The organism is Tolypothrix campylonemoides VB511288_2, assembly GCF_045999855.1.
GTDB classification, from domain to species: domain Bacteria; phylum Cyanobacteriota; class Cyanobacteriia; order Cyanobacteriales; family Nostocaceae; genus Scytonema; species Scytonema bouteillei_A.
Genome location: NZ_JBFPMW010000004.1, coordinates 607,677 through 629,305, shown reverse-complemented (window position 1 = coordinate 629,305; position 21,629 = coordinate 607,677). Strand labels below are relative to the sequence as shown.

General features: G+C 42.8%; 14 protein-coding genes. 5 read left to right on the top strand and 9 right to left on the bottom strand.

All coding sequences use genetic code 11. The features are described 5' to 3' along the window. Positions 1–237: 237 nt before the first annotated feature. From AB0756_RS15330 to AB0756_RS15305, 6 genes are read right to left on the bottom strand one after another with little or no spacing between them, the layout of a single operon-like run. Positions 238–2,229, bottom strand: a complete 1,992-nt coding sequence (locus AB0756_RS15330) for a hybrid sensor histidine kinase/response regulator (protein ID WP_038080848.1) — start codon at positions 2,227–2,229, stop codon at positions 238–240. After that, positions 2,222–4,372: an ATP-binding protein gene (locus tag AB0756_RS15325; protein ID WP_038080847.1), complete on the bottom strand. Its 2,151-nt coding sequence runs from the start codon at positions 4,370–4,372 to the stop codon at positions 2,222–2,224. The genes AB0756_RS15330 and AB0756_RS15325 overlap by 8 nt, the downstream gene beginning before the upstream one ends. Beyond that, positions 4,369–5,373, bottom strand: a complete 1,005-nt coding sequence (locus AB0756_RS15320; protein ID WP_038080846.1) for an ATP-binding SpoIIE family protein phosphatase — start codon at positions 5,371–5,373, stop codon at positions 4,369–4,371. Before AB0756_RS15320 ends, AB0756_RS15325 begins: the two co-directional genes overlap by 4 nt. A 1-nt stretch (position 5,374) precedes the next feature. Further along, on the bottom strand, positions 5,375–5,773 hold the full coding sequence (locus AB0756_RS15315; protein ID WP_038080845.1) for an anti-sigma regulatory factor: 399 nt from the start codon (positions 5,771–5,773) through the stop codon (positions 5,375–5,377). Beyond that, entirely contained in the window at positions 5,760–6,173 is a 414-nt protein-coding gene (locus AB0756_RS15310; RefSeq protein ID WP_038080843.1) for an STAS domain-containing protein, read from the bottom strand. Before AB0756_RS15310 ends, AB0756_RS15315 begins: the two co-directional genes overlap by 14 nt. 17 nt (positions 6,174–6,190) lie before the next feature. Further along, positions 6,191–7,111, bottom strand: coding sequence for an STAS domain-containing protein (locus AB0756_RS15305; protein WP_408035299.1), 921 nt, complete (start codon positions 7,109–7,111; stop codon positions 6,191–6,193). Positions 7,112–7,806: 695 nt separating this feature from the next. On the opposite strand from AB0756_RS15305, the gene AB0756_RS15300 reads away from it, so the two are divergent. From AB0756_RS15300 to AB0756_RS15290, 3 genes are all read left to right on the top strand, one after another. Beyond that, the gene (locus AB0756_RS15300; RefSeq protein WP_038080841.1) at positions 7,807–8,709 is read left to right on the top strand and encodes a Tll0287-like domain-containing protein; all 903 of its coding nucleotides are present in this window, start codon (positions 7,807–7,809) and stop codon (positions 8,707–8,709) included. Positions 8,710–9,066: 357 nt separating this feature from the next. Beyond that, positions 9,067–9,606 carry a hypothetical protein gene (locus tag AB0756_RS15295; protein WP_038080839.1) on the top strand — a complete coding sequence of 180 codons (540 nt, stop codon included), beginning with the start codon at positions 9,067–9,069 and terminating at the stop codon, positions 9,604–9,606. Between the two features lie 632 nt (positions 9,607–10,238). After that, a complete protein-coding gene (locus tag AB0756_RS15290; protein ID WP_050046188.1) occupies positions 10,239–10,838 on the top strand; it encodes a hypothetical protein in 600 nt (199 codons plus the stop codon). A 63-nt stretch (positions 10,839–10,901) separates the two neighbouring features. On the opposite strand, the gene AB0756_RS15285 is transcribed toward AB0756_RS15290, so the two are convergent. Continuing rightward, positions 10,902–11,849 carry a diguanylate cyclase gene (locus AB0756_RS15285; protein ID WP_038080838.1) on the bottom strand — a complete coding sequence of 316 codons (948 nt, stop codon included), beginning with the start codon at positions 11,847–11,849 and terminating at the stop codon, positions 10,902–10,904. Positions 11,850–12,029: 180 nt separating this feature from the next. Between AB0756_RS15285 and AB0756_RS40025 the strand changes: the two genes are divergently transcribed. Beyond that, positions 12,030–12,167, top strand: coding sequence for a DUF7219 family protein (locus AB0756_RS40025; protein WP_456320638.1), 138 nt, complete (start codon positions 12,030–12,032; stop codon positions 12,165–12,167). Positions 12,168–12,898: 731 nt separating this feature from the next. Here AB0756_RS40025 and AB0756_RS15280 read toward each other — a convergent pair. Both AB0756_RS15280 and AB0756_RS15275 read right to left on the bottom strand, forming a co-directional pair. Continuing rightward, a complete protein-coding gene (locus AB0756_RS15280) occupies positions 12,899–19,528 on the bottom strand; it encodes a cadherin domain-containing protein (protein ID WP_038080836.1) in 6,630 nt (2,209 codons plus the stop codon). Between the two features lie 719 nt (positions 19,529–20,247). Next, a complete protein-coding gene (locus AB0756_RS15275; protein WP_272900283.1) occupies positions 20,248–20,379 on the bottom strand; it encodes a hypothetical protein in 132 nt (43 codons plus the stop codon). A 785-nt stretch (positions 20,380–21,164) separates the two neighbouring features. On the opposite strand from AB0756_RS15275, the gene AB0756_RS15270 reads away from it, so the two are divergent. Beyond that, positions 21,165–21,524 (top strand): Mo-dependent nitrogenase C-terminal domain-containing protein, encoded by a 360-nt coding sequence (locus AB0756_RS15270; RefSeq protein ID WP_038080834.1) that lies wholly within the window; start codon positions 21,165–21,167, stop codon positions 21,522–21,524. Positions 21,525–21,629: the final 105 nt, after the last annotated feature.

The window sequence follows — 21,629 nt, the reverse complement described above, 5'->3', positions numbered from 1 at the left end:
GACGCGGAACATCTGGATCGACGGGGACAGCGATATCGCGCACAGACTCGCTCCTTTGAGATGGGGAACCGCACCATCGCACTCCAAACCCAAAAACCCAAGCTTATCACTTAAATATATAGTGTGTTTGAACTCACACATCTAGCAGCGCTTACGCGATCTGACGAAGGCAGTAGCGAAGCTATCGCATAACTAACAGCTTGGGTTATTATCTAATTGAGTCGCGTGTTGTTACTGCTATACCCTTACTAAAGTTAAAATAGTCTGTATTAGTACCTCTAGCTCAATTGGTTTGGAAATATGCTGTTGAAATCCGGCTGCTAGTGCAAGCTGTCGATCGATTTCTCCTGCATAAGCAGTGAGGGCGATCGCCGGAATTTCTCCACTCTGCTCGGGCGACTGCTTTCTAATCTGACGAACTAGTGTATAGCCATCCATATCGGGCATACCAATATCACTGATTAACAAATCAAATTTTGCTTGCCCCAAACTGCTCAGAGCATCATGTGCCGATTGGGCTTGAGTCACTTGCGCCCGGTACTGTTCTAGCAGAAAGGCAATGAACTCCCGCGAATCTCTATCATCATCGACAAGCAGCACTTGCAATCCATTCAGATTGAAGTCTGAGCGATTGTGAAACGCAGTCTCATCTTGATTCAGTTTTGCCGCAACTATCATGGGAAACTTGACTGTAAACGTTGCTCCTTGCCCAACTCCTGGGCTTGCTGCCTGAATGGTTCCTCCATGCAGTTCAACCAAATGACGCACGATCGCTAACCCTAACCCCAATCCTCCAAATCTTCGTGTCGTTGTCCCATCAGCTTGGCGGAAGTAGTCAAAGACATATGGAAGAAAGTCACTAGAGATACCCATACCAGTGTCGCTGACAGTGATTTGAGTATATTCTGTAGCATGAGTAGCTACTTCACTCATCTGCTCATCTTCATTTTTTATCCTTACCAACCGTACCTCTACTTGACCACCCTGGGGGGTAAATTTAATCGCGTTAGAAAGCAGGTTCCAAATAATTTGTTGCAGGCGACTAGAATCACCCAACACTTGCCCAACATTCGGTTCAAATATTGTTTTAATCTGAATGGATTTAGCTTCAGCCGCGAGCCGCACGGTTTCTAGGGCAGCTTTGATGATAAAAGTGAGACCGACTGGAACTTTATTCAGACTTAACTTGCCTTGGAGAATGCGCGACACATCAAGCAGATCTTCGATGAGTTGCGCTTGTAATTTAGCGTTGCGCTCGATAGTTGCGAGTGCATACTGAGTTTTGGCTACGTCCTGTTGGCTCGTTTGCAAAATTTTTGCCCATCCCAAAATAGGATTCAGAGGCGATCGCAATTCATGAGACAGCACTGCCAGAAACTCATCTTTGATTCGGTTGGCTTGTTGTGCTTGTTCAGTTTGTTGCTGCAAAGAGACCATTAGCCGATTGAGGCGATCGTTCTGCTCTTGCAGCAAGACTTCTACTTGTTTGCGCTTGGTGATATCTGATAGGATGACAACGGCACCTGTGAGAGTCCCCCGATCGTCAAATACCAGGTCGATGGTTTTGGAAAACCACCGACTTGTGGATTGAAATTCTAGAACTTGCCGTTGGCGAGTTTCTTTAGCACGGCGAAAGCAAATGCCATCATCAATTCCTAATTGTGTACTCATTAACTCATGGTGAACACAACCTACGATTTCGTGGGAGAGCTTGCCAAAAAGCTCCATCATCGCTCGGTTGCAGCGGCGAATTATACCTTCTGTGTCTACCAGACATACGCCGTCCTCGATCGAGTCAAAGGTGATTTGCCACTCTCTCGCTGAAGACAAAGCCGCTTCCTCCGCTCGGCGAATTCGCAGCAGCGAGCGCACCGTAGCCAGCAGTTCAATGGGTTCAACGGGTTGCACCAGATAAGCATCGGCACCACTGTCTAGGCCTTCTGCTTTATCCTGGCTTTGGACAAAAGTTGCAGAAAGGTGGAGCACGGGAATAAAAGCCGTTTCACTATTTGCCTTTATTTGGCGACAGACTTCAAAGCCTCCTAAATCCGGTAATTTGACATCCAAAATTACTAGAGCAGGTTGATGTTCAACAACTGCCTTTAATCCTGCTGCTCCAGTTGCTGCTTCCACAACGGTAAAGCCCGCATTTTGCAAAATCCGGTTCACAACATAACGATTGGCTTCGTTATCGTCAACATGGAGGATGAGAATCCGTGGCTCAGACATAATTTTGCTCGCAAGCATCTAAAACAAATCCGGCTTTAAGCAGCGTATCTTGAAGTTGGGCAATCGCTGCTGTTTGAGAACCTGTTTCTTTGGAAAGAATGGCGATGCTTTGTTTTGCTAATTGACTCTGCACTTCTGTATCGAGTTGTGCAGATGAGTGGATAATTACAGGAATCGACTGAGTGACGGAATTACTTTTAAGCTGCTTGAGGACATCAAACCCCCTTAACTCTGGCATCTCCAAGTCAAGTACGATCGCGCTTGGTTGCTCGCGTTGTGCCAAATTTAATCCTTCCCGTCCGTTCATGGCTTCTAAAATACTTAACTGTGTATTTACCAACAACTGTTTTACTAAGTACCGGTAGGCGGGGTCATCATCAATTAACAAGAGTTTTTGAGGCTTGTTCTGATTAATTAGCCTATTAAGTTTTTTTAATAGAGGCAATCTGTCTACTGGCTTAATTAGAAAACCGTCGGCTCCTAGAGCCAGTGCTTGCTTTTCATTATCAATGATGGTGATGACGATTATAGGAATGCTGCGAGTTGTTTCATCTCCTTTAAGTTCTCCTAAGAACGTCCAGCCATTTTGCCTTTCGAGCATAATATCTAGCATAATTGCCGCCGGTCGAACTTGTTGTAAGGCAAGCCTGGCTTGAGCTAAAGTGCGGGTGGCAATTAATTGATAGATTGACTCCTGAAGGTGCTTTTCATAAATAAATAGCGTTTCTGGATGATCTTCTACCGCCAGAATGGGCAGGCGATTTAGCTCAAGTGATGCGATCGGTTGCAGTAGGGTGGGAAATTCAGTTGCATGTGGGTAGACCATCGGAATCGATGCTGTAAATGTGGAACCTTCGCCCAGCTTACTTTCAACTGAAATACTGCCGCCGAGTAGCTCCGTTAGCTTGCGCGATAACGGCAATCCTAACCCGGTTCCCTTCACCTGCTTTTGCAGAGAAGACTCAATTTGGACAAAATCTTCAAAAATGCGCTCTCGATCGGCGGGCGCAATGCCGATGCCTGTATCGGACACGGAGAAGGTTACGGTACGATCCCTTTGCATAGCGCTTACACGCACTTCTCCCTTCTCGGTAAATTTAAGCGCATTCGAGACAAAGTTTCTCAGAATTTGCGCGACTTTGCCCTCATCACTGTATATCTGCCCAATGCCCTCAGGTTCCTCGATAATCAGCGCCACAGAGGAGCCTTGAATTAATAATGGACGCAGCATTCCTCGCAGCGTGGCAAACAAGTCGCTGACTTCAAAACGACTGGGACGCACTTCAATTTTTCCAGCTTCCACCTTTGCTAAATCCAGCAAGTCGTTGACCAGTTCTGATAATCCGTTCGCCGCCTTTTGGATGAATATCACCTGCTTTTCTTGCTCGGCGGTCAAATCGCCATCCATCCGTACCAGCAGCATCCGAGATAGGGACACAATAGAGTTGAGCGGTGTGCGAAACTCATGGCTCATGTTCGAGAGAAAGCGGGTTTTTAGATCGTTTGCCTTTTGCAAAGAGTCTGCCTTCTCATCCAGTTCTGCGTAGAGAGCAACCACACCGCGATTGGTATCTTCCAGTTCCCGGTTGAGTTGGGTTAGTTCTTCTTCGCGCTTGCGTAGCTCTGCCATTGCCCGCAGTAATTCCTGGTTTTGGCGCTGGATTTCTTCATAGGGATTCTGAGGCGATCGCTTAATTACGGTTTCTCGAATCTGCTGCAATTGCGAATCGGTGAGAGTAGGTGTGCTCTTCGACAACTTTTTACTCATAACCACTGTTGTTCCCTCTCCCGGCAGCGATTCGATCTCAAAGAAATCCATCAGCTTGCGACTGCCCGCAATACCTAACCCCAATCCTGTAACAGAGGTAAAGCGTCCTGCCAAAACATCTGCTAGATGAGCAATGCCCTCACCTCGATCCTGAATCCGAATTATAAACGCCTGAGGCTCTCCTGCCACAGAAAATTCAACTGTTCCACCCCCAGCATACTGAAAGGCGTTTCGGGCAATTTCTGAAACTGCCGTTGCCAATCGTGCTCGATCTTGAGTATCAAAACCCAGTTGCTCGGCGATCTCGCGAGTTCGTTGTCGAGCTTGGACAACATCCTGTTCGTATTGGATTTCCAGCGTGAAAACGATTGTCATCTGCCCATTCCTTTTGCCACTAACACCGTCACATCGTCCCGCTCTCGGTTAAAGTCTCGATATAGCACGCCTGCAATCAGGCTGGGATGTTTTTGACTCAAGCCGGGATAGCGATTGAGGTGCCACTTAGTATCTAATCCATCAGAATGCATAATTAAAAGCCCGTTGGCAGACCAAGGATAGCTAAACTCTTGAATCTTGCGGATTTCATGTCCTACTATACCGTTGTGAGACACCAGATGGTAGCGGTCAGTTAACGAGAAAATGCTGGCGGCGATGTTGCCAATTCCGGCAAAGCGGACAAACTGTTGTTCAAAGTCGATTTCGGCAATGGCGAGTGCCGCTCCTCGCGTACTTCGCAAGGCGGCGTGGGCAGCTTGGACGATCTCGCCAGGAGAGCGATACTGTTCTTGAAAAATTCTTACAGCTTTTGCAGCCGCAGTGGCAGCCGCAGGGCCATGCCCTAAGCCATCGGCTACTAGCAACAGGCTGCGGCAACCATCCACTTGATACGCCCAGGCATCCCCAGAAACGTCCTCTCCTCTTTTGGGCAAACAGATAACCCCAATTTCTAGGGTCTTTTCAGGCGGATGGGGTGTCGAATCTGACCAGAGGTGGGCGAGGAGCACCGTCCCTTCGTTGGGAATCGAGTAAATTTCAAATAAACCCGAGAGGCGACGAATTGCGCCCAGTCCATTGCCCAAAGTTCCGGCTGTGGAAAAGCCATCTTGCAAACACTCATCTATATCTACCATTCCCCGTCCTTTATCTAGCGACAAGACTTCAATACCGATGGCTGAATTGTGTTCGATTGATTTTAGCAGCAATATCCCACCCTGACCGTGCTGGATCAGATTCCTTGCAATTTCTGTCACCACAATGCCTACTCTGCCCTTTTCTGTTTCCTGAAAGCCGAGCCGAGTTGCTAAAGCGATCGCTACCCGCCGGGCTTCGCCGATCTGGCTAGATTCAGTAATCGAAATAGCGACAGATTCTTGCATTTTATTTCCATCGTACAATTGTTACGCGCGTTCCTTCTCCCACCACAGACTGAATCTCAAACTCGCTGGCAAGTCGTTTGGCACCGCCGAGTCCCATACCTAACCCGCTGCCCGTGGTGAACCCATCCTTCAGCGCCAGATCGATATCGGCAATTCCCGGTCCCCGATCTTCAAAGGTCAGCCTCAGTCCTCGTCGTCTTCCTTCCTGAAGCGTTTCTAACTTTACTGTGCCACCTCCCCCATATTCTAGGGTATTGCGGGCTAACTCACTTGCGGCAGTCACAAATTTAGTTTGGTCTACTAAGCTAAAGCCAATTTCCACGCTCATTTGGCGCACGGCTTGCCGAACTAAGACTATATCTGTAGAAGATTGAATTTCGATCGTTTCAGTCTTCTCCATCGTCATCTGCACTGCATTTGGTGGCAGTGAACTGATTTGTGGTTTCATTGACTGACGATCGCAACATTGCCATTCCCTTTTCTACGTTGAGGGCAGTCCGAATGCCAGTCAGCGATAGCCCCAATTCCACCAGGGTAATTGCCACAGCAGGCTGCATCCCAACAACCACTGTTTGAGCATCCAGCACTTGTGACATTCTAGCAATAGTACCTAAAATTTTCCCAATGAAGGAATCAACAATCTCTAATGCCGAAATATCGATCAAGACACCGCGAGCGCGAGTTTGAGCAATAAGGTTGGTCAAGTCATCCTGTAGGGTCATCGCCAAGCGATCGTGCATATCCACTTGGATCGTCACAAGCAGGAAATTGCCCATTTTGAGTATGGGAATGCGTTCCATGAGTTTCTCCTGTCCACCTATTTGGGTTGAGAGCGGGTGATGGTCACTCCCAAACGTTTTAGCGCCGTGAGAAAGGCATCGGCTAGGGTTGCTTTCGTAATGACATCAGTCAAATCAATGCCGAGATAAACAATTGTTTGAGCAATTTGAGGACGAATACCACTGATCATACAATCAGCTCCCATGAGCCGTGCGGCAGTAACGGTCTTAAGCAGATGTTGAGCGGTGAGGGTATCGACGGTGGGAACCCCGGTAATGTCAATAATCGCAACTTCTGACCCAGTTTCGACAATCTTCTGCAATAGAGATTCCATCATCATTTGAGTGCGGGCACTATCCAGGACACCGATAATGGGTAATGCCAAAATTCCCTCCCAGAGTTTAACCACTGGAGTAGACAACTCCATCAACTCTTCCTGCTGCCGCAAAATCACCTCTTCCCGCGTCTTTTGATACACTTCCATTGTCAGCAATCCCAGTTGATCCAGTAAGCTTGTGGCTAGCCAAATCTCTTCACCCAACTCAAGAGGGTCTTTCAATTGCTGACGCATTCGGTTGAAGAGGGGTTGCTTGAACGAAAAGACGAATGTAGCTGTTTCCGACGGTGTAAAGCCTTTTTGCGATCGCGATCGAGAAATGCTGGTCAGTATCTCCCGCACATCCTGCCATTCCTCTGCTTGAATATTAGTCAACTTTCCCTGCTGAACGGCAATCCGAAACAAGCTCAGGAATTCTCGGCACTCCTCCTTTAGCTCAGCTTCTTTAATCAAGCCTTTGCGAATGTTGACAGTAGCTAACTCCTGAGTCCACTCCGACAGCAGGTCTGCCTCGAAGATTTCCAGGATTTCTGGTATTTTACTTTCGCTCATCGTTAGTATAAAGGCAACGGCTTTCATTAGTCCAAAATCAGTGTATGCTGATTTTAGACCATTGGTCACAACTTTCAAATCAATGAAACCCGCTTGCGGGATTGAAACTAGTCATCATTAATCGCAAACCAACCACGGTCAAACTTTCAAATACATGAAACCCGCTTGCGGGATTGAAACACCAAGCGTATTTATTTTTCAATCACTTTATCGACTTTCAAACAAATGAAACCCGCTTGCGGGATTGAAACTCCGACAGATACATCTGCAAGGGCTCTCGAATTTTTGTACGTTGGACAAACCCAACAAATACCTGTAAATGTTGGGTTTCGTTCCTCAACCCAACCTACGTGGGCTTTGTTTGTATAGACGCGATTACGAACATCGCAAAGGTATTTTTTCCAACTTGGGATGCTCCCACCTGAATTTACCTGAATTTACCTGAATTCTCAATGTCCTGAATTTAACTCAACTATTTTCTTCAAGCATCCAACATACTATAAATAGCAAATAATTATACCGATGAAGATAAAACCAATCGAAAAAACTATCAATTTAAATATTATATTGAAAGACTCAAGCCGTCTAATCATTGGTCTAAAAGTCTCTTAATCGCGCTATGGAAAATGGAGAACGGTAAATTGGTTTGTCAATGGATGGCTGAGTGAAGTATTCATAAATTGAAATATTTAATTTTTTCTATAGCAATTCTGCCTTATAGATAAGACTAAATTTGTACCGTTATTTCCACTTAGCTCAAAAATATGTTAAAATACTTAAAATTAAGACAAAAATTTACAGTTTTGCTACTCTTAATTCTTGTAGTAGGTTTGAGTGTAAGTGGGCTGGCTCTTTCTACATTACTGAGGCAAAATGCAACAAATGAAATAGCCTCAAGAGCTTTAACACTCATTGATACAATGACTTCTATACGTGAGTACACACTGACCCAAATCTATCCAGAACTCTCTTTGAAACTGGAAGAAAAGTTTCTGCCCCAAGTGGTATCGGCATACTCAGCACGAGAAGTTTTTGAAATTCTCCGCAAAAAACCAGAGTATTTGGACTTCTTTTATAAAGAAGCAGCAACAAATCCTACAAATCTCCGGGATAAAGCTGATAGTTTTGAAGCCAATATTTTAGAACGTTTTAGAAAAGAAAAAGATTTAAAACAAGTAAGTGGATTTCGCTCACTTCCTGGTGGCGATATATTTTACATTTCCCGTCCGCTATCAATTAGCCAACAAGCTTGTCTTCAGTGTCACAGTACTCCTGAGGCTGCTCCGAAAACTATGATTGACCGTTTTGGAGAAGCTAATGGATTTGGTTGGCACTTAAATGAAATTGTAGCGGCTCAATTTGTATCTCTACCAGCCAGTAAGGTCATTGAAAAAGCTCATCAATCTTCTTTATTAATAGTAGGATTTGTCTGTGCTGTTTTTCTAGTCGTTATCTTTTTGGTGAATATCTTTTTGAACCAACAAGTTATTCTTCCTCTGAAGCGTATAACTCGTATTGCTGAAGAAGTGAGTACGGGACATTTGGAAGTTGACTTCGAGCAAGTTTCCTATGATGAAATTGGGAATCTTGTTAAAGCTTTTATAAGAATGAAATTAAGTTTAGAAATGGCAATGAAAAGAATTAGGCGTACTCATGGTTTCGAGTAACTTTCTTATGTGTCATCAAAAATACATGACTATGCACGGGGTAATACTACTAATACTTGGTTTTTAATGTAAAAAATATTTTTATTAGGTCATCAGCTTACTAAGGGTTTTGATGAGAACAAAGTCATGGAAAGAAAAATGCTGTTACCAAAGCCCGATCGATATGAAATAGACAGTATTTGGCAAAAATATATGGAGGAAGTAGAGTAATTTTCGATTTCAAGTTATAAGCGATCGCCTCGCATGATGTCGTTTTGTAAACATTAGTGACATTTTTTATTTAGAAAAATAAAATAGTATTGCTGACTCTGGAGAGGTAGCAAAAAATACTAATATTGCTTCCCTGGTTTAAATCTGATGAAATGTACTTTATTAATTCCTTTTGCTTTAGCTACCTTTCTTGTAAGCTGTAATAGTTCTTCATCAAAATCAGCAAGCAATCACCAGTATAAATACGTTGCTACAGATAAAAGTTATACTGCTGAATTTCCTGCTAAACCCACAGAACATCCTCGCTCTACTCAAACGCAATTAGGTAAAATCAATTATGTAATGGTTTCTTATCAGGATAACATTAACCATCGAATTTATAGTACCTTCAATATGAAATTTCCTGTTAATCCAAATCATTTTGATGTGGAACAAGGCTTAAAAAATGGTCTCGAAGCAGCAACAAAAATTAGTAATTCTACTATTACGAGTGAAAATAAAATTACCTATAAAAGTTATCCTGGCAGAGAAGTTACCATACATTTTAAAGGTAGTATTACTGGTAAAGCTAGATTGTTTATAGATCCTAAAGGACCGACCTTGTATCAAGCATTCGCGATCGCAAAAGATGGGAATGTCAATTCTCCAGAAATAGAAAATTTTCTAAATTCTTTAAATATTAAATAAAAGCTTTTCTATGTCCAAATACTGTTTAAGTCATGACCATGGTAACAAATAAGCGTGCAATTAACAGCTCAAATTTGGAAGCATCCAAGTAATGGATGACTTTCAAATCAATGAAACACGCTTGCGGGATTGAAACATAACCTGTCGTGTCGAGTAAATAAATTGTCCTATCTTTTCAAAGTAAAGGTATAAGATTCGTTGGTTTCCTCGCAATTGATAAACTTAGAAATTACTATTTTAAGAGTAGCAAGACCCGTTACAGACTTAATCAAATCCTGTACGTTCTTACGATTCAGAAAAATATTAATCTTTTGGTACTTTTGGTTGTTTGAAGTTAACATTATTCTAGGTTTGTAATAGTTATAATTCGATTGTATTCGATAAAAAGCCCTGTAATTGGTTGTTACATGGCTTTTTAGTCTCTATTCAAATTATTGACTATCTAACAACATACTCTAAACATCATATTAAATTCATTCAACTTTCAGGAGTTAAGCTGGTATGACTCTACTACGCACTGGTGTTTGAATTTTAATATTTTTTTTAGACTTGAAAAAATAAAAAAATATTTTTTGATGTAAAATTTTAACTTGAGAAGAATTTAATGACTTAATAAATTAACAATATAGGAAATGCAAAAGTCATCTGTCCGTGAACATTTGATAGCGGGAATTGCTTTTTGTTGTGGTGTCGTAGCAACAAGTATCATATCCGTTTCTCTACCACAAGCTGTCGCACAAAGAACATCAAGAGAAACATTAGTAGCTCAATCAGTAGTTAATGAAGAAAACGATTTGAAGTTTGAATCACGCGGTTGTCAAAGGACAAAACCCACACAAGTGAGTTGTGATGTTTTAATTACCAATATAGGTAAGGAACGTCAAACTCTGAGATTTGCTGTTAGCCCTAATTATGACCCAATTAGAACAAATGCTATCGATACTTCTGGTACTGTGTACACCGCCCAAACAATACAATCTGGCTCAGGTCTTACTGGGGGGTCTAAAGGTACGGAGTATTTTAATATCAACTTAGCTGTTAATATCCCCACAAAAGTCACATCCACCTTTGAAATTCCACAAGAAATTACTAATTTAGCTGCTTTAGATGTAGGTTATATGAATAACGGTGGTAGCTCTACAAAAACGGCTATTCCCAATATCGGTAAGATAGCGTCTAATTCAGCATCTACGAAAAATCCATGTCCACCCAGTTCCACCCGCACCCAATAAAGGTAACAACATTAATCAACTCACAAGAGCGATCGCTTTGATTGCTACTTATTTCACTAAATTTTAAGTATCTGCAACCACCTGGTTACGCCCAAAGTTTTTAGCTTGATAAAGTGCCTTATCAGCGCGTTGGATAATAACATTAACGGTTTCATCCTCTAATTTGTGTGTAGCCACTCCAATACTCACTGTTATGAATATCTGTTGTTCTTGCGTCAAAATACCCGTCGTTTCAACGTTCTCTCGTATACGCTCAGCCACCAGAACTGCTGCATCACTATCTGTTTCTGGCAGAAGTACCATAAATTCTTCACCACCTATTCTGCCAAAAAAATCTACACTTCGCAGACAATTCAAAACAGTTTGTGCCATGACGATAAGCACTTCATCTCCAATCATGTGACCATATGTATCGTTAATTTTCTTGAAATAGTCAATATCTATCATTATGACAGTAAAAGGATGATGATAGCGACGAGAGCGGTTGAATTCTTGCTCTACTAAAGTGAATAAATAACGACGGTTCCACACTCCAGTCAACGAATCGGTGTGAGCTAATCTTTCTAACTCTTGAATCAATTCCTTTTGCTGGTGCAGTAATTTTTTCAATTCCTCTCGCGCAGATTTCAACTCTATATGTGTCCGTACACGGGCAAGAAGTTCTAGACCTTCAAACGGTTTAGTGATGTAATCAACCGCTCCTTTTTCAAAGGCTTGTACTAGATGCTCTTGCTCATTACTAGCGGTGAGAAAAATAATTGGAATCTCAGCTAAATCTGGAGCGGTTTTGACTTTAGAGCATACTTCCAAGCCATTCATCTGTGGCATCATCAAGTCCAACAGAATTAAATCGGGCTTTACTACTTGAAGAAGCTTTAAAGCTTCGAGTCCGTTAGAGGCTAGGGTAACTTTGTAACCAACTTGCTCTAAGTGCGTTGCAATAAGTTGTAAATTGTCATAGAAGTCATCAACAACTAAAATTAAGTGATTTTTTGGCTTGAACAGTCTCATAAAAATTAGGCTAACAATTCATTTATAGAATCCTATCAACCAAGATTGATGATGGGTATATGATAATTTTCAAAAGACTATTTTAGTTGTAGGCTTTAAATATATTTAAGAAAATTGGGTTCCGATTGTATCTAAAGACTTAAATAGTCAGATTAAAAAACCTGTCAGAAGTAGTTTGACATTTCTTCTGAAAAAGTCTATCAGCAAATAAAAGCACTTTGGAAACAGTTAAAAAGGAGTAAAAAAGAACTTGTATTGGCAACGACCATCCAAATAAACCAGATTTGCCAGATTGAATCTAAAGTATTTCGTCATTGACTACTTGAGATAGCGAAATGTAGTACGCTACTATCTCCTGGTGTGCGTTTTTTATTAGCCTGATGTCGTCAAACTCTTAAATCTTCTATCAAAAGCTTTTATATTTCCAAATACTGTTTGACCAAGCGTGAGCGATCGCGGTAACAAATAAGCTACAATTGACAGCAGTTTTCATCTAAATAAACCATACCCTTTGTAAGGGAGCAAGCAAGACCGCTGATTTGGTACGCAAGACAATTACTAAAGTCTTCGAGGAACCGCGATGGCAACAAATAAGGATCTGTAATGCTAGAATGAAACCCGTTCACGGGATTGAAACATCGCCTACAAGAGAGAATCAGAAATGCACCCCGACTTTCAAATAAATGAAACCCGTTCACGGGATTGAAACGTCGATGGTTCCCAAGGAACGTACTCCTTGGATTTTATCTTTCAAATAAATGAAACCCGTTCACGGGTCTTGCCTCTTACTGGCTTGTGTTTAAGCTGAATTTTAGGAAACTGACAAATTTGTTTGACCTTACAGCGATACGATAGTTTCACCCGTTTGGTTTCCCGGATGACGGGGGCGAAGCAGCATCGACCATAATATATGAAATTTCCTATAAATTCAAGTCAGCACAATAGCACGAAATGTCACCTGTGCAATGACTCTTACTTTTAATAACAGAAAGCCGTTAGAAAACACAGTTTACATATACTTAATGATGGCAAACTAAGTTCCGGTATTCCTAAGTTAAGTTGATAAAATCATTGGCGCTGATTAAACTAGAGTTAACATTGCTTAAAGTGACCAAGACCTCATTTGTAGAAGTTATCCGAATGGAAGTACCATTACTGCTGTTAGTCACAGTCAAAGCCTCATAAGTTAATCCCAGGGATAAACCTAACTTGTCAATACCATCTTCAAAGCCATAGATAATATCAGTACCCCGACTCGGAGCGAGAACATAAGTATCTGCACCGCCTCCACCATAGAGATCGTCGTTACCTGCACCCCCATTGAGAACGTCATTACCCATACCACCGTGCAGGCTATCGCTACCACTACCACCTTTAAGGATATCGTTACCTTGTGCGCCCCCATAAAGAGAGACGCTACCCAGAGTGAATGCTGAAGCATCAATGGTGTTGTTACTGTCGCCACCAATCAGTGTTGCCGTTTCAATGTTTTTGAGGATATCAGTTCCACGACCAATGAGTTGTGTGTTCGTTAGAACAAAGTTAACATCAGCAACTTCTTGGATTCGATCGATACCATCACCACCGTCGAGAGTATCATTGCCCGTACCACCACATAAAAAGTCATTGCCAGCACCACCGTTAAGGACATCGTTACCATCGTTCACAGACAGATAGTCATTGCTTGCACCACCGTAGAGTTGGTCATCGCCGGCTCCACCGTTGAGGGTATCATTTCCGTCCTGCCCAAATAGGGAGTCATTGCGACTACCACCAGTTAGGGTATCGTTACCAGCACCACCATCAAGAGAGACTCTACCTAAAGTGAATGTCGCAGTATTTATGATATTGTCACTACTACCACCACTGAGTCTTACTTCTTCAATATTTATAAGTACGTCTGTACCAGCCCCAAAAAGTTGCGTGTTTGTGAGGGTAAAGTTAACATCTGCTGATTCGTTAACATAATCAAAGCCGTCACCACCGTCCAAGATATCATTACCCGCACCACCAAACAGAGAGTCATCGCTAGCGCCACCGTTGAGGATGTCATTTCCATCTTGCCCGTATAGATGGTCATAGTTTGCATCACCGTTCAGGGTATCATTACCAGCAGCACCGTAGAGGTAATCATATCCTTCATAGCCATAAATAACGTCATCACCTAGACTTCCGGTAATATTGTCGTTACCTGAGTTACCATATAGGATATTTACGGTGCCATTACGGATAACCGTAACGGTTTGCGTAGCACTGGCGGTCTTTTGAGTGAATGTCATGGCAACAGCATTTTCATAGTTGCTTTGTGGAGCCCTGAAAACGCCATTAGCTGGAGTGTAGCTGTAATAATCGCTCTGACCAAGATAGTTACCGCGATCGCTATCTATGGTGAGAGATGTAGTAGCAGCAGCAGTAACGAGCGAGGTATTTTCAGACACCAGATAATGGTAAGTGACATTGTTGTTGCTAGAATCGGTTCTGGGGGTAAACAAGTAGTTTAAGTTAATATTGCCAGTACGAGCTTGAAATCCATCTACGGCAATCTGATAAGTAGTTCCAGCTGTCGCTGCAAAGTTCACGCGACTGGCAACATTTCCGTTACCAATATCATCGTTAGCAATTATACGGGTCAGACCGTTGACGGTAACACCTGTGTACGCAGAAAGGAAAGTGTCAAAAGAACTACCAATAGTATCAAATACTACGTTACCAGAAGATGGTGCTGTCCAACTCCACCAAACAGAGTTGGTTGTTCCCGATTGCACTGGCTCGCCAAATTCGCCTGAGCTTCCCACATTACTGCCAGTACTGCTGCCCGAAGTTCCAGAAAGCACAATCCGGTTTTCAAAGTTGTCATTCCCGGTATTTTCGCTAACATCGTTGAGGTTAACGGTCACAGCTTGTGCGCTGCTTCTAATGGTGCCATCGCTGACAGTAACTTGTAATTGAAAACTGGGGCTGCTCTCAAAGTCGATATCGTTGCTGTCGTTGACTGTAATTTGTCCGGTGTTGGGATTGATGCTGAAAGCAGCTTGACCATCGCGATCGCGGTCTAAATTACCTGCTGTAATTATCCAGTTGGAGAAGGTGGTGCTATCTGGGTCAGTAGCAACGACAGTGCCCACAACCGTTCCCATAATAGCGTTTTCATTCACTCTAAAACTTTGATTGGCTGTAATAATTGGAGCATCGTTAACAGGATTAACGATAATTGATGCTGTATCAGTAGCAGTACTGAAGGCCGTGGTACCACCGTTAGTATTTGTGTTAGCAGTACCGCCGTTAGTGCCACTGGTTCGATCCCAAGCGCGGAAAGTTATAGCGTTAGTGATGGTGCCGTGATAGTTGGGGTTGGGTTGGAAATAAATACGGGTATTGGGATCTCCTGCTAAGAGCCGAGCGCTGCTGTCAGACACATTACCCAAGCTGTACCAGTTTGCTCCATTGTCAGTGCTGTAGTGCCAAGTACCATTAGTCGTGTTGGTATTGGTGAGGGCGATACCAGTTAATGCTTCACGATTTGCGTCAGTCACGTTTCTCCCCAAACTGACGATCGAGGAAACTAACGTTCCAACTGCTCCGGAAGGGGTGTTAGCATCTTCATTCACAGACCCTAGGGTGACGGTGGTGTCAGTTAGGGTGGGTGCTGCGTTAATACTGGGAGGGGTAGGGATAAAAGAATAGTTTAAAGTAATATTGCCTGTACTGCGTTGATATCCATCGACGCTGATATGGTAGGCTGTTCCGGCTGTCACGGCAAAGGTCACCCGACTGGCAGTACTTCCACTGATATCATCGTTAGCAGCAACAAGGGCCAAACTATTGATGGAATTCCCCCTGTAAACAGAAAGGTAAGTGTCAAAAGAACTACCAACAGTCTGGAATGTGACATTACCAGAGGATGGAGCAATCCAACTCCACCAAACAGAGTTAGTTGTCCCTGATTGGACTGGTTCTCCTAATTCACCTGTAGCTGCTAAATTGTTGCTAGTACTGGTACCCGAGTTGCCAGAAAGTACAATTCGGTTCTCAAAGCTGTCATTTGTCGTAGTTTCCGTGAGGTCGTTAAGATTAACCGTGACATTCGACACGTTGCTCGCAGCCACGCCATCGCTGACAGTGACTTGCAACTGAAAACTGGGGTTGCTCTCAAAGTCGAGTTCATCGCGATCGCTCACCGAAATTTGTCCGCTACTAGAGTTAATGCTGAAGGCTGTTTGACCATCACCATCGCGGTCTAAATTACCTCCTGTAATTTTCCAGTTAGAGAGGGTGGTGCTATCTGGGTCAGTAGCAACAACTGTGCCTGCGACTGTTCCTACAGGAGCATTTTCATTGACTCTGAAAGTTTGATTGGGCGCGATGACAGGGGCATCATTGATGGCAGTCACATTAACAATTTTAGTTACGGCAGTACTGGTACCGCCATCACCATCAGTTAAGACAAAACTTACGCTACGTGGAGTTGTGGAGGGATTGTCTGAAACATTGGCGAAGGTGATGTTGTTAATTAAAGCTTGTACGGCTGTTGCGGTAGCGTTATCATTAAAAGCGATCGTCAGAGGAATTGTGCCCGTACCACCACTAAAAGTACCAATTTCAATTGCATTGTAAAGAACAGTATTTCCGACAATCCTGATGAGATTCGATCCTGTTCCTTGATGGCGAATGGCTAGGCGATCGTCTGCAGTACCTCCAATACTGAAACTAACAGTTAGCGTACCTGTATCAAAATTTGGTGAGTCTGTGTCTGTGACAGTCGCGCGATCGGCAATGTTGATGGGAGAGATATTTTCTATGTATGAGGAGGGGATTGTTCCCAAGTTGATGTTAGGTGCTTGATTCTCAACTCTTAAGGTGACTGTCGCAATATTAGAATTAGCGATGCTATCAGTCGCACGGTAAGTAAAAGTATCAATGCCAGTAAAACCAGAGTTGGGAGTGTAATCAAAGGAACCATCACGGTTGAATATTAAGCGACCGTGTAAAGGACCGGAGACAAGAATTGCTTGTAATTGTTGGCTGTCTCGATCGGTGTCATTACTAAGTACACCACGAGGTAGATAATCGTTGTATGTAACCTGACCGTGTAAAACACCTATATCACCAGGGCTTTTTTGCTCAAAGGTGGCATCAAGAAGCTTTACAGTGTCATCAGCACCATAGAGAATTCGGTTGATAGTAAATTGCCCGGTCAGAGTATTGTTACCGCGCCCGTCTCCACTTATTGATAAACCGGGCTGATTGTTATCTTGGAATGGAAAACGGACTGCGTTTGTATACGTTGTTCCTGCTGTTAGTGGAGCGTTAAATGGAGCCGCAAATCCCAGATCCCAGGAATGACCACCGGGTCTCTGTTCGCTATAACTTATTCGTATAGCATTGTTGCTTGAGGGATTTGTTGGATAAGCACGCCTAGCTAAAAAATTCCCACCAGTACGAGTGAAGTTGTAGTAATTGCCTTGACCAACAAAAGTTCCGCCTGCTCGATCGTCTATGATTAAGGCTGTAACACTAGCAGCAGTGGAAAATGACGTGTTTGCTGCCAAAGTATAGGTGTCATTTGTTGCGACAGGTGCTCGATTGGTTGCTGTCACCGTAATTGTTGCAGTGTCTGTCGCAGTACTAAAGGCAGTCATCCCACCATTGGTTGTAGTGTCAGATGTTCTACCGTTGCTACCACTGGTTCTATCCCAAGCACGGAAAGCGATCGCATTGTTAATATTGCCGTTAAAGTTAGCGTTAGGCTGGAAGTAGATGCGCGTGTTTGCATCTGCGGCTAGTAAGCGAGCATTGCTGTTAGAAACTGCACCTAAAAGATTCCAGTTTGTACCGTTATTTGTGCTGTAGTACCAAGTGCCGTTAGTGGTACTGGCTGTGGTAATTGCGATCCCCGTAACTGCATTGCTATCGCGATCGCTAACGTTTGTTCCCAAATTTACCAGAGATGACACCAAAGTCCCAACTGTTCCAGAAGGAACGCCAGCGTTTTCATTAACTGAATTGAGGGTAACAAGAGTATCGCTAAGAGTTGGAGCCGTGTTATAGGTTTGGTTGGAACTTGTCCCTAAGTATCGTACTAGGGCAAAGTCACCGTAACTACCGCCTGCAACAACAATATTACCATCGGGTTGAATAACAACACTTTTACCTCCATCATCGCTCCAGTTACCACCAATGGGTGTGCTAACCCAACCACTACTACCAAAGCTATTATCTAAAGTGCCATTTACGTTGTAACGTGCTACCGCAAAGTTCTTCTGGTTACCATCCCAAGTGTATCCAGCAACAACAATTTTACCATCCGGTTGAATGGTAGCAGATTCTACACCAGCGCCATTCGTGCTACTGCCAATTCGTGTGAGAACTTTACCGCCACTACCAAAAGTGTTATCCAATGTGCCGTTGGCGTTGTATCGTGCTATGCCAAAACCAAAGTTAGCACTTCCTGCTACTACAATCTTGCCATCAGGCTGAATGGCAACACTATGACCGTAGTCATAGTTGTTATCAAAGTCTGTGACAACTTTACCCCCATTACCAAAATTAGTATCTAGACTGCCATTAGTGTTGTAACGTATAAGAGCAAAGTTAGCGTCATTGATATTAGAGCCTGTATTGCTGTTGAGGGTTGCGCCTGTGACTAGTATCTTGCCGTCTAATTGAATAGCAAGACTAGAAGACAAATCGTGGAAATTACCTAATGGTGTAATAACTTTGCCACCAGTACCAAAGCTGGTGTCCAGACTGCCATCAATGTTATAACGTGTTAGAGCAAAGTCATATTTACTACCATTGTGACTGGACCCCGTAACGACAATCTTACCGTCTGATTGAAGAGCGACACCCATACCCTCATCGTCTAGAGTTCTGACAAGAGTTTTGACTGTGCCACCATTACCAAAGCTGGTGTCTATAGTACCATTACTGTTGTAACGTGTTAGGGCAAAGCAGTCGTTGCTGCCATTTGAAGCGCTTCCAGCTACGACTATTTTACCATCTGACTGGATAACAACACTGCGACCGGAAATACCAGCACTGTTGGCGTTTGGAATGGCTTTACCACCGTTGCCAAAAGTCGTGTCCAACGTCCCATTGGAGTTATAGCGTGCTAAGACGAAGTACGCACCGTTGGTATAATCGTCAGTTCTTCCTGCCACAACAATCTTGCCATCTGGCTGAAGAGCAACGCTATAGCTGAAGTCATTGTGGCTGCCAAAGTCGGTGATAACCTTACCACCATAGCCAAAACTAAGATCTAAATCACCCGCCTTACTAGTAACAGTGTTAGGTGTGAAAGAATAATTTAAAGTAACATTACCCGTGCTACTTTGATATCCATCAACAGCAATATGGTAAGTTGTTCCCGCTGCCACTGCAAAGCTAACTCGACTTGCCGTAATTCCATTACCAATATCATCGTTTTGAGCAACACGAGTCAAATTATTGACTGTAGTACCTGTATAGACTGAAAGATAAGTATCAAAGTTACTAGAAAGCGTATCCAGTGAAATATTTCCAGAAGATGGAGCAATCCAGCTCCACCACACGGAGTTAGTCGTCCCTGATTGAATGGCCTCACCTGCTTCACTTGTAGCTCCTACGTTGTTACTAGTGCTACTGCCTGAAGTACCAGAAAGTAAAATGCGATTTGCAAATGTGTCGTTATTGCTGCTCATATAATGGAAAAATTGCGTGTAAAAATTGACCAGCTAATTCCTGTTTCTCTGGTCGAATTCCATGATGCGTAAAAACGCATTACAACGTGAGTTCTTGGGGTGAGGTCTGCTTTGAATTGGCCGAACTCACGTCAATTTAGAGTCATAACTATTGGAAATTTTAGTATCAAGACACGTGCTAAGTAAGTAAGTCAGCGTTAAAAAATCAAACTATGTAACGACATATAAAATCAACAAAGAGCCTATGAATACGTCGTTCTAAGGTTTTTACAAAACTCAACATACATTGGTTTTATCGCGCCGACTTACTTAGTAACTGTGGGAAGACAAAAATAGTTTTGTTTGGCAGCCTCCAATTTATAAAAAAAACTTTAGTTTTCCAAAATTATATTGACGGATTCCGATTCATTCTTGCCTGAAGGAAAACGCTGAAATCTTGTCACTATTTTTTGAAGATTGCTTTATAAAAAAGACGGCAACGTAGTTAACTCAAAGCTGTTATTGTGATTATAATTATCAGTATTCCCAGATTGCTTTGTAAAGTTTAGGTAAAAATTACCCTTGATTTTAAGAATCTGCCGAGAGGGTGTCAGAGGTACAGGTTGTTGTAAGGGTGTAAGTTTTGCGGAGCGACTTCGCCAACGTGTAGTATGCCGATGCTCTTAGATATGCCGTTCACCTCTACCTGTGTACTTCGTTTACCTGAAAGATGCTGTAAGTCAAATGGTTTTAGGTGTCGCACCGTATTGTATGCGATCGCGCAAATTTTCTGAGGTGGGAGCGCTGTCGCTGTTTGCATGGAAACTGGCATCAAAACGAATAAATTTACGTACTAAGACGGGTGAGGACACTTCACAGCCGCCTCAATAGGGGACTTGAGGGTTCCCCTCTGGGGATGAAGTTCCTCACGGTGCTGCTCTTGGTACTACAAGAGTTGGGTTGACTGATACCAAGTTGCGTTCATACATCGTACTTTCTCCCGTGTCTCCCGTGTCCCATCAATAAGTGGTATTTTTGAATGCGACTCCGTATGAAGCTGTGCAAGTTCAAGAATTATTAGCTGAGTGCGCCTTGAATCTTCTAGCACTAAAGGGAGTGAAGTCTCAATAGAAAAGAGAATTATTTATCCTTAACCCTCGCTCCTTCTGACTTTTTAGATATATCTACTTATCTAATTTATTTATACATTTACATTTTGTAACATAGCTTACAATTTTCCAATCAAGGAACAGCCTAAAATCGGTTGTCCTGATACTAAATCATGGTTAAATCTAGCTTAAGTATGAGCAAAATAACAATTTTGTTGAATAAGTTACAACTCAAGATACTGTTTGATTTAAGCAGAAGTCATTTACCTTTTAAGTATACAACCGTTGTATTGGATATGAGCATTTCGTAATCGAAAACACAATGCTTTAGATTCTTTTAAGAATTTTGTATTAAGCTGGACAGTTTTTCACATCCCAGTCAGTTTTAATAACATTGTTCGCGTTATTTGCTCGGTGAATATCGATGTAAATACGCCAGCAATATGGTGCCATGCTGCTAGTTGCAAGCATATATTTAAATCCTGCAATTGATAGTGTGGTTGATAACAAAGCAGAAAATAATCCCTAAATGGAGCCTGACGAAACCTATGCTTGAAACTAACAATCAAAACATCTACTTCCCTGCTTTTGTAAACCCTGATGTTGAAAACGAGCAAATTGTCAATCGCAACCATTTGGCTAAGACCAGACTGGATATATTGCAACCATTGCGTGGTTGGCTTGATTCATTAGATATTCAGAATCAAAAATTTGCAAGATTTATTGCTCAAACGATCCCCGCCCAATGTCCGTTTGAAAGAGACATAGTTTTGTTTGGTCGTAAAATTGCTCATATTCCCCCCCTGTGCAAACTCAATCCGCTTTATGACCAATTTGTTGGTCTGCGTTTCCGTGCTTTATGTTACTTGGCGGATGTGTGCGGTGAAGATATCCGCTCGTATTGTTAGAATGCATTCTCATACAACGGAAGTTAAACAAAGAGCTTGGCGATCGCCTAAACTACAAGAACAGGGGACATAGAAAAAGGCGAACACAATCAATGAGAAAGCGCT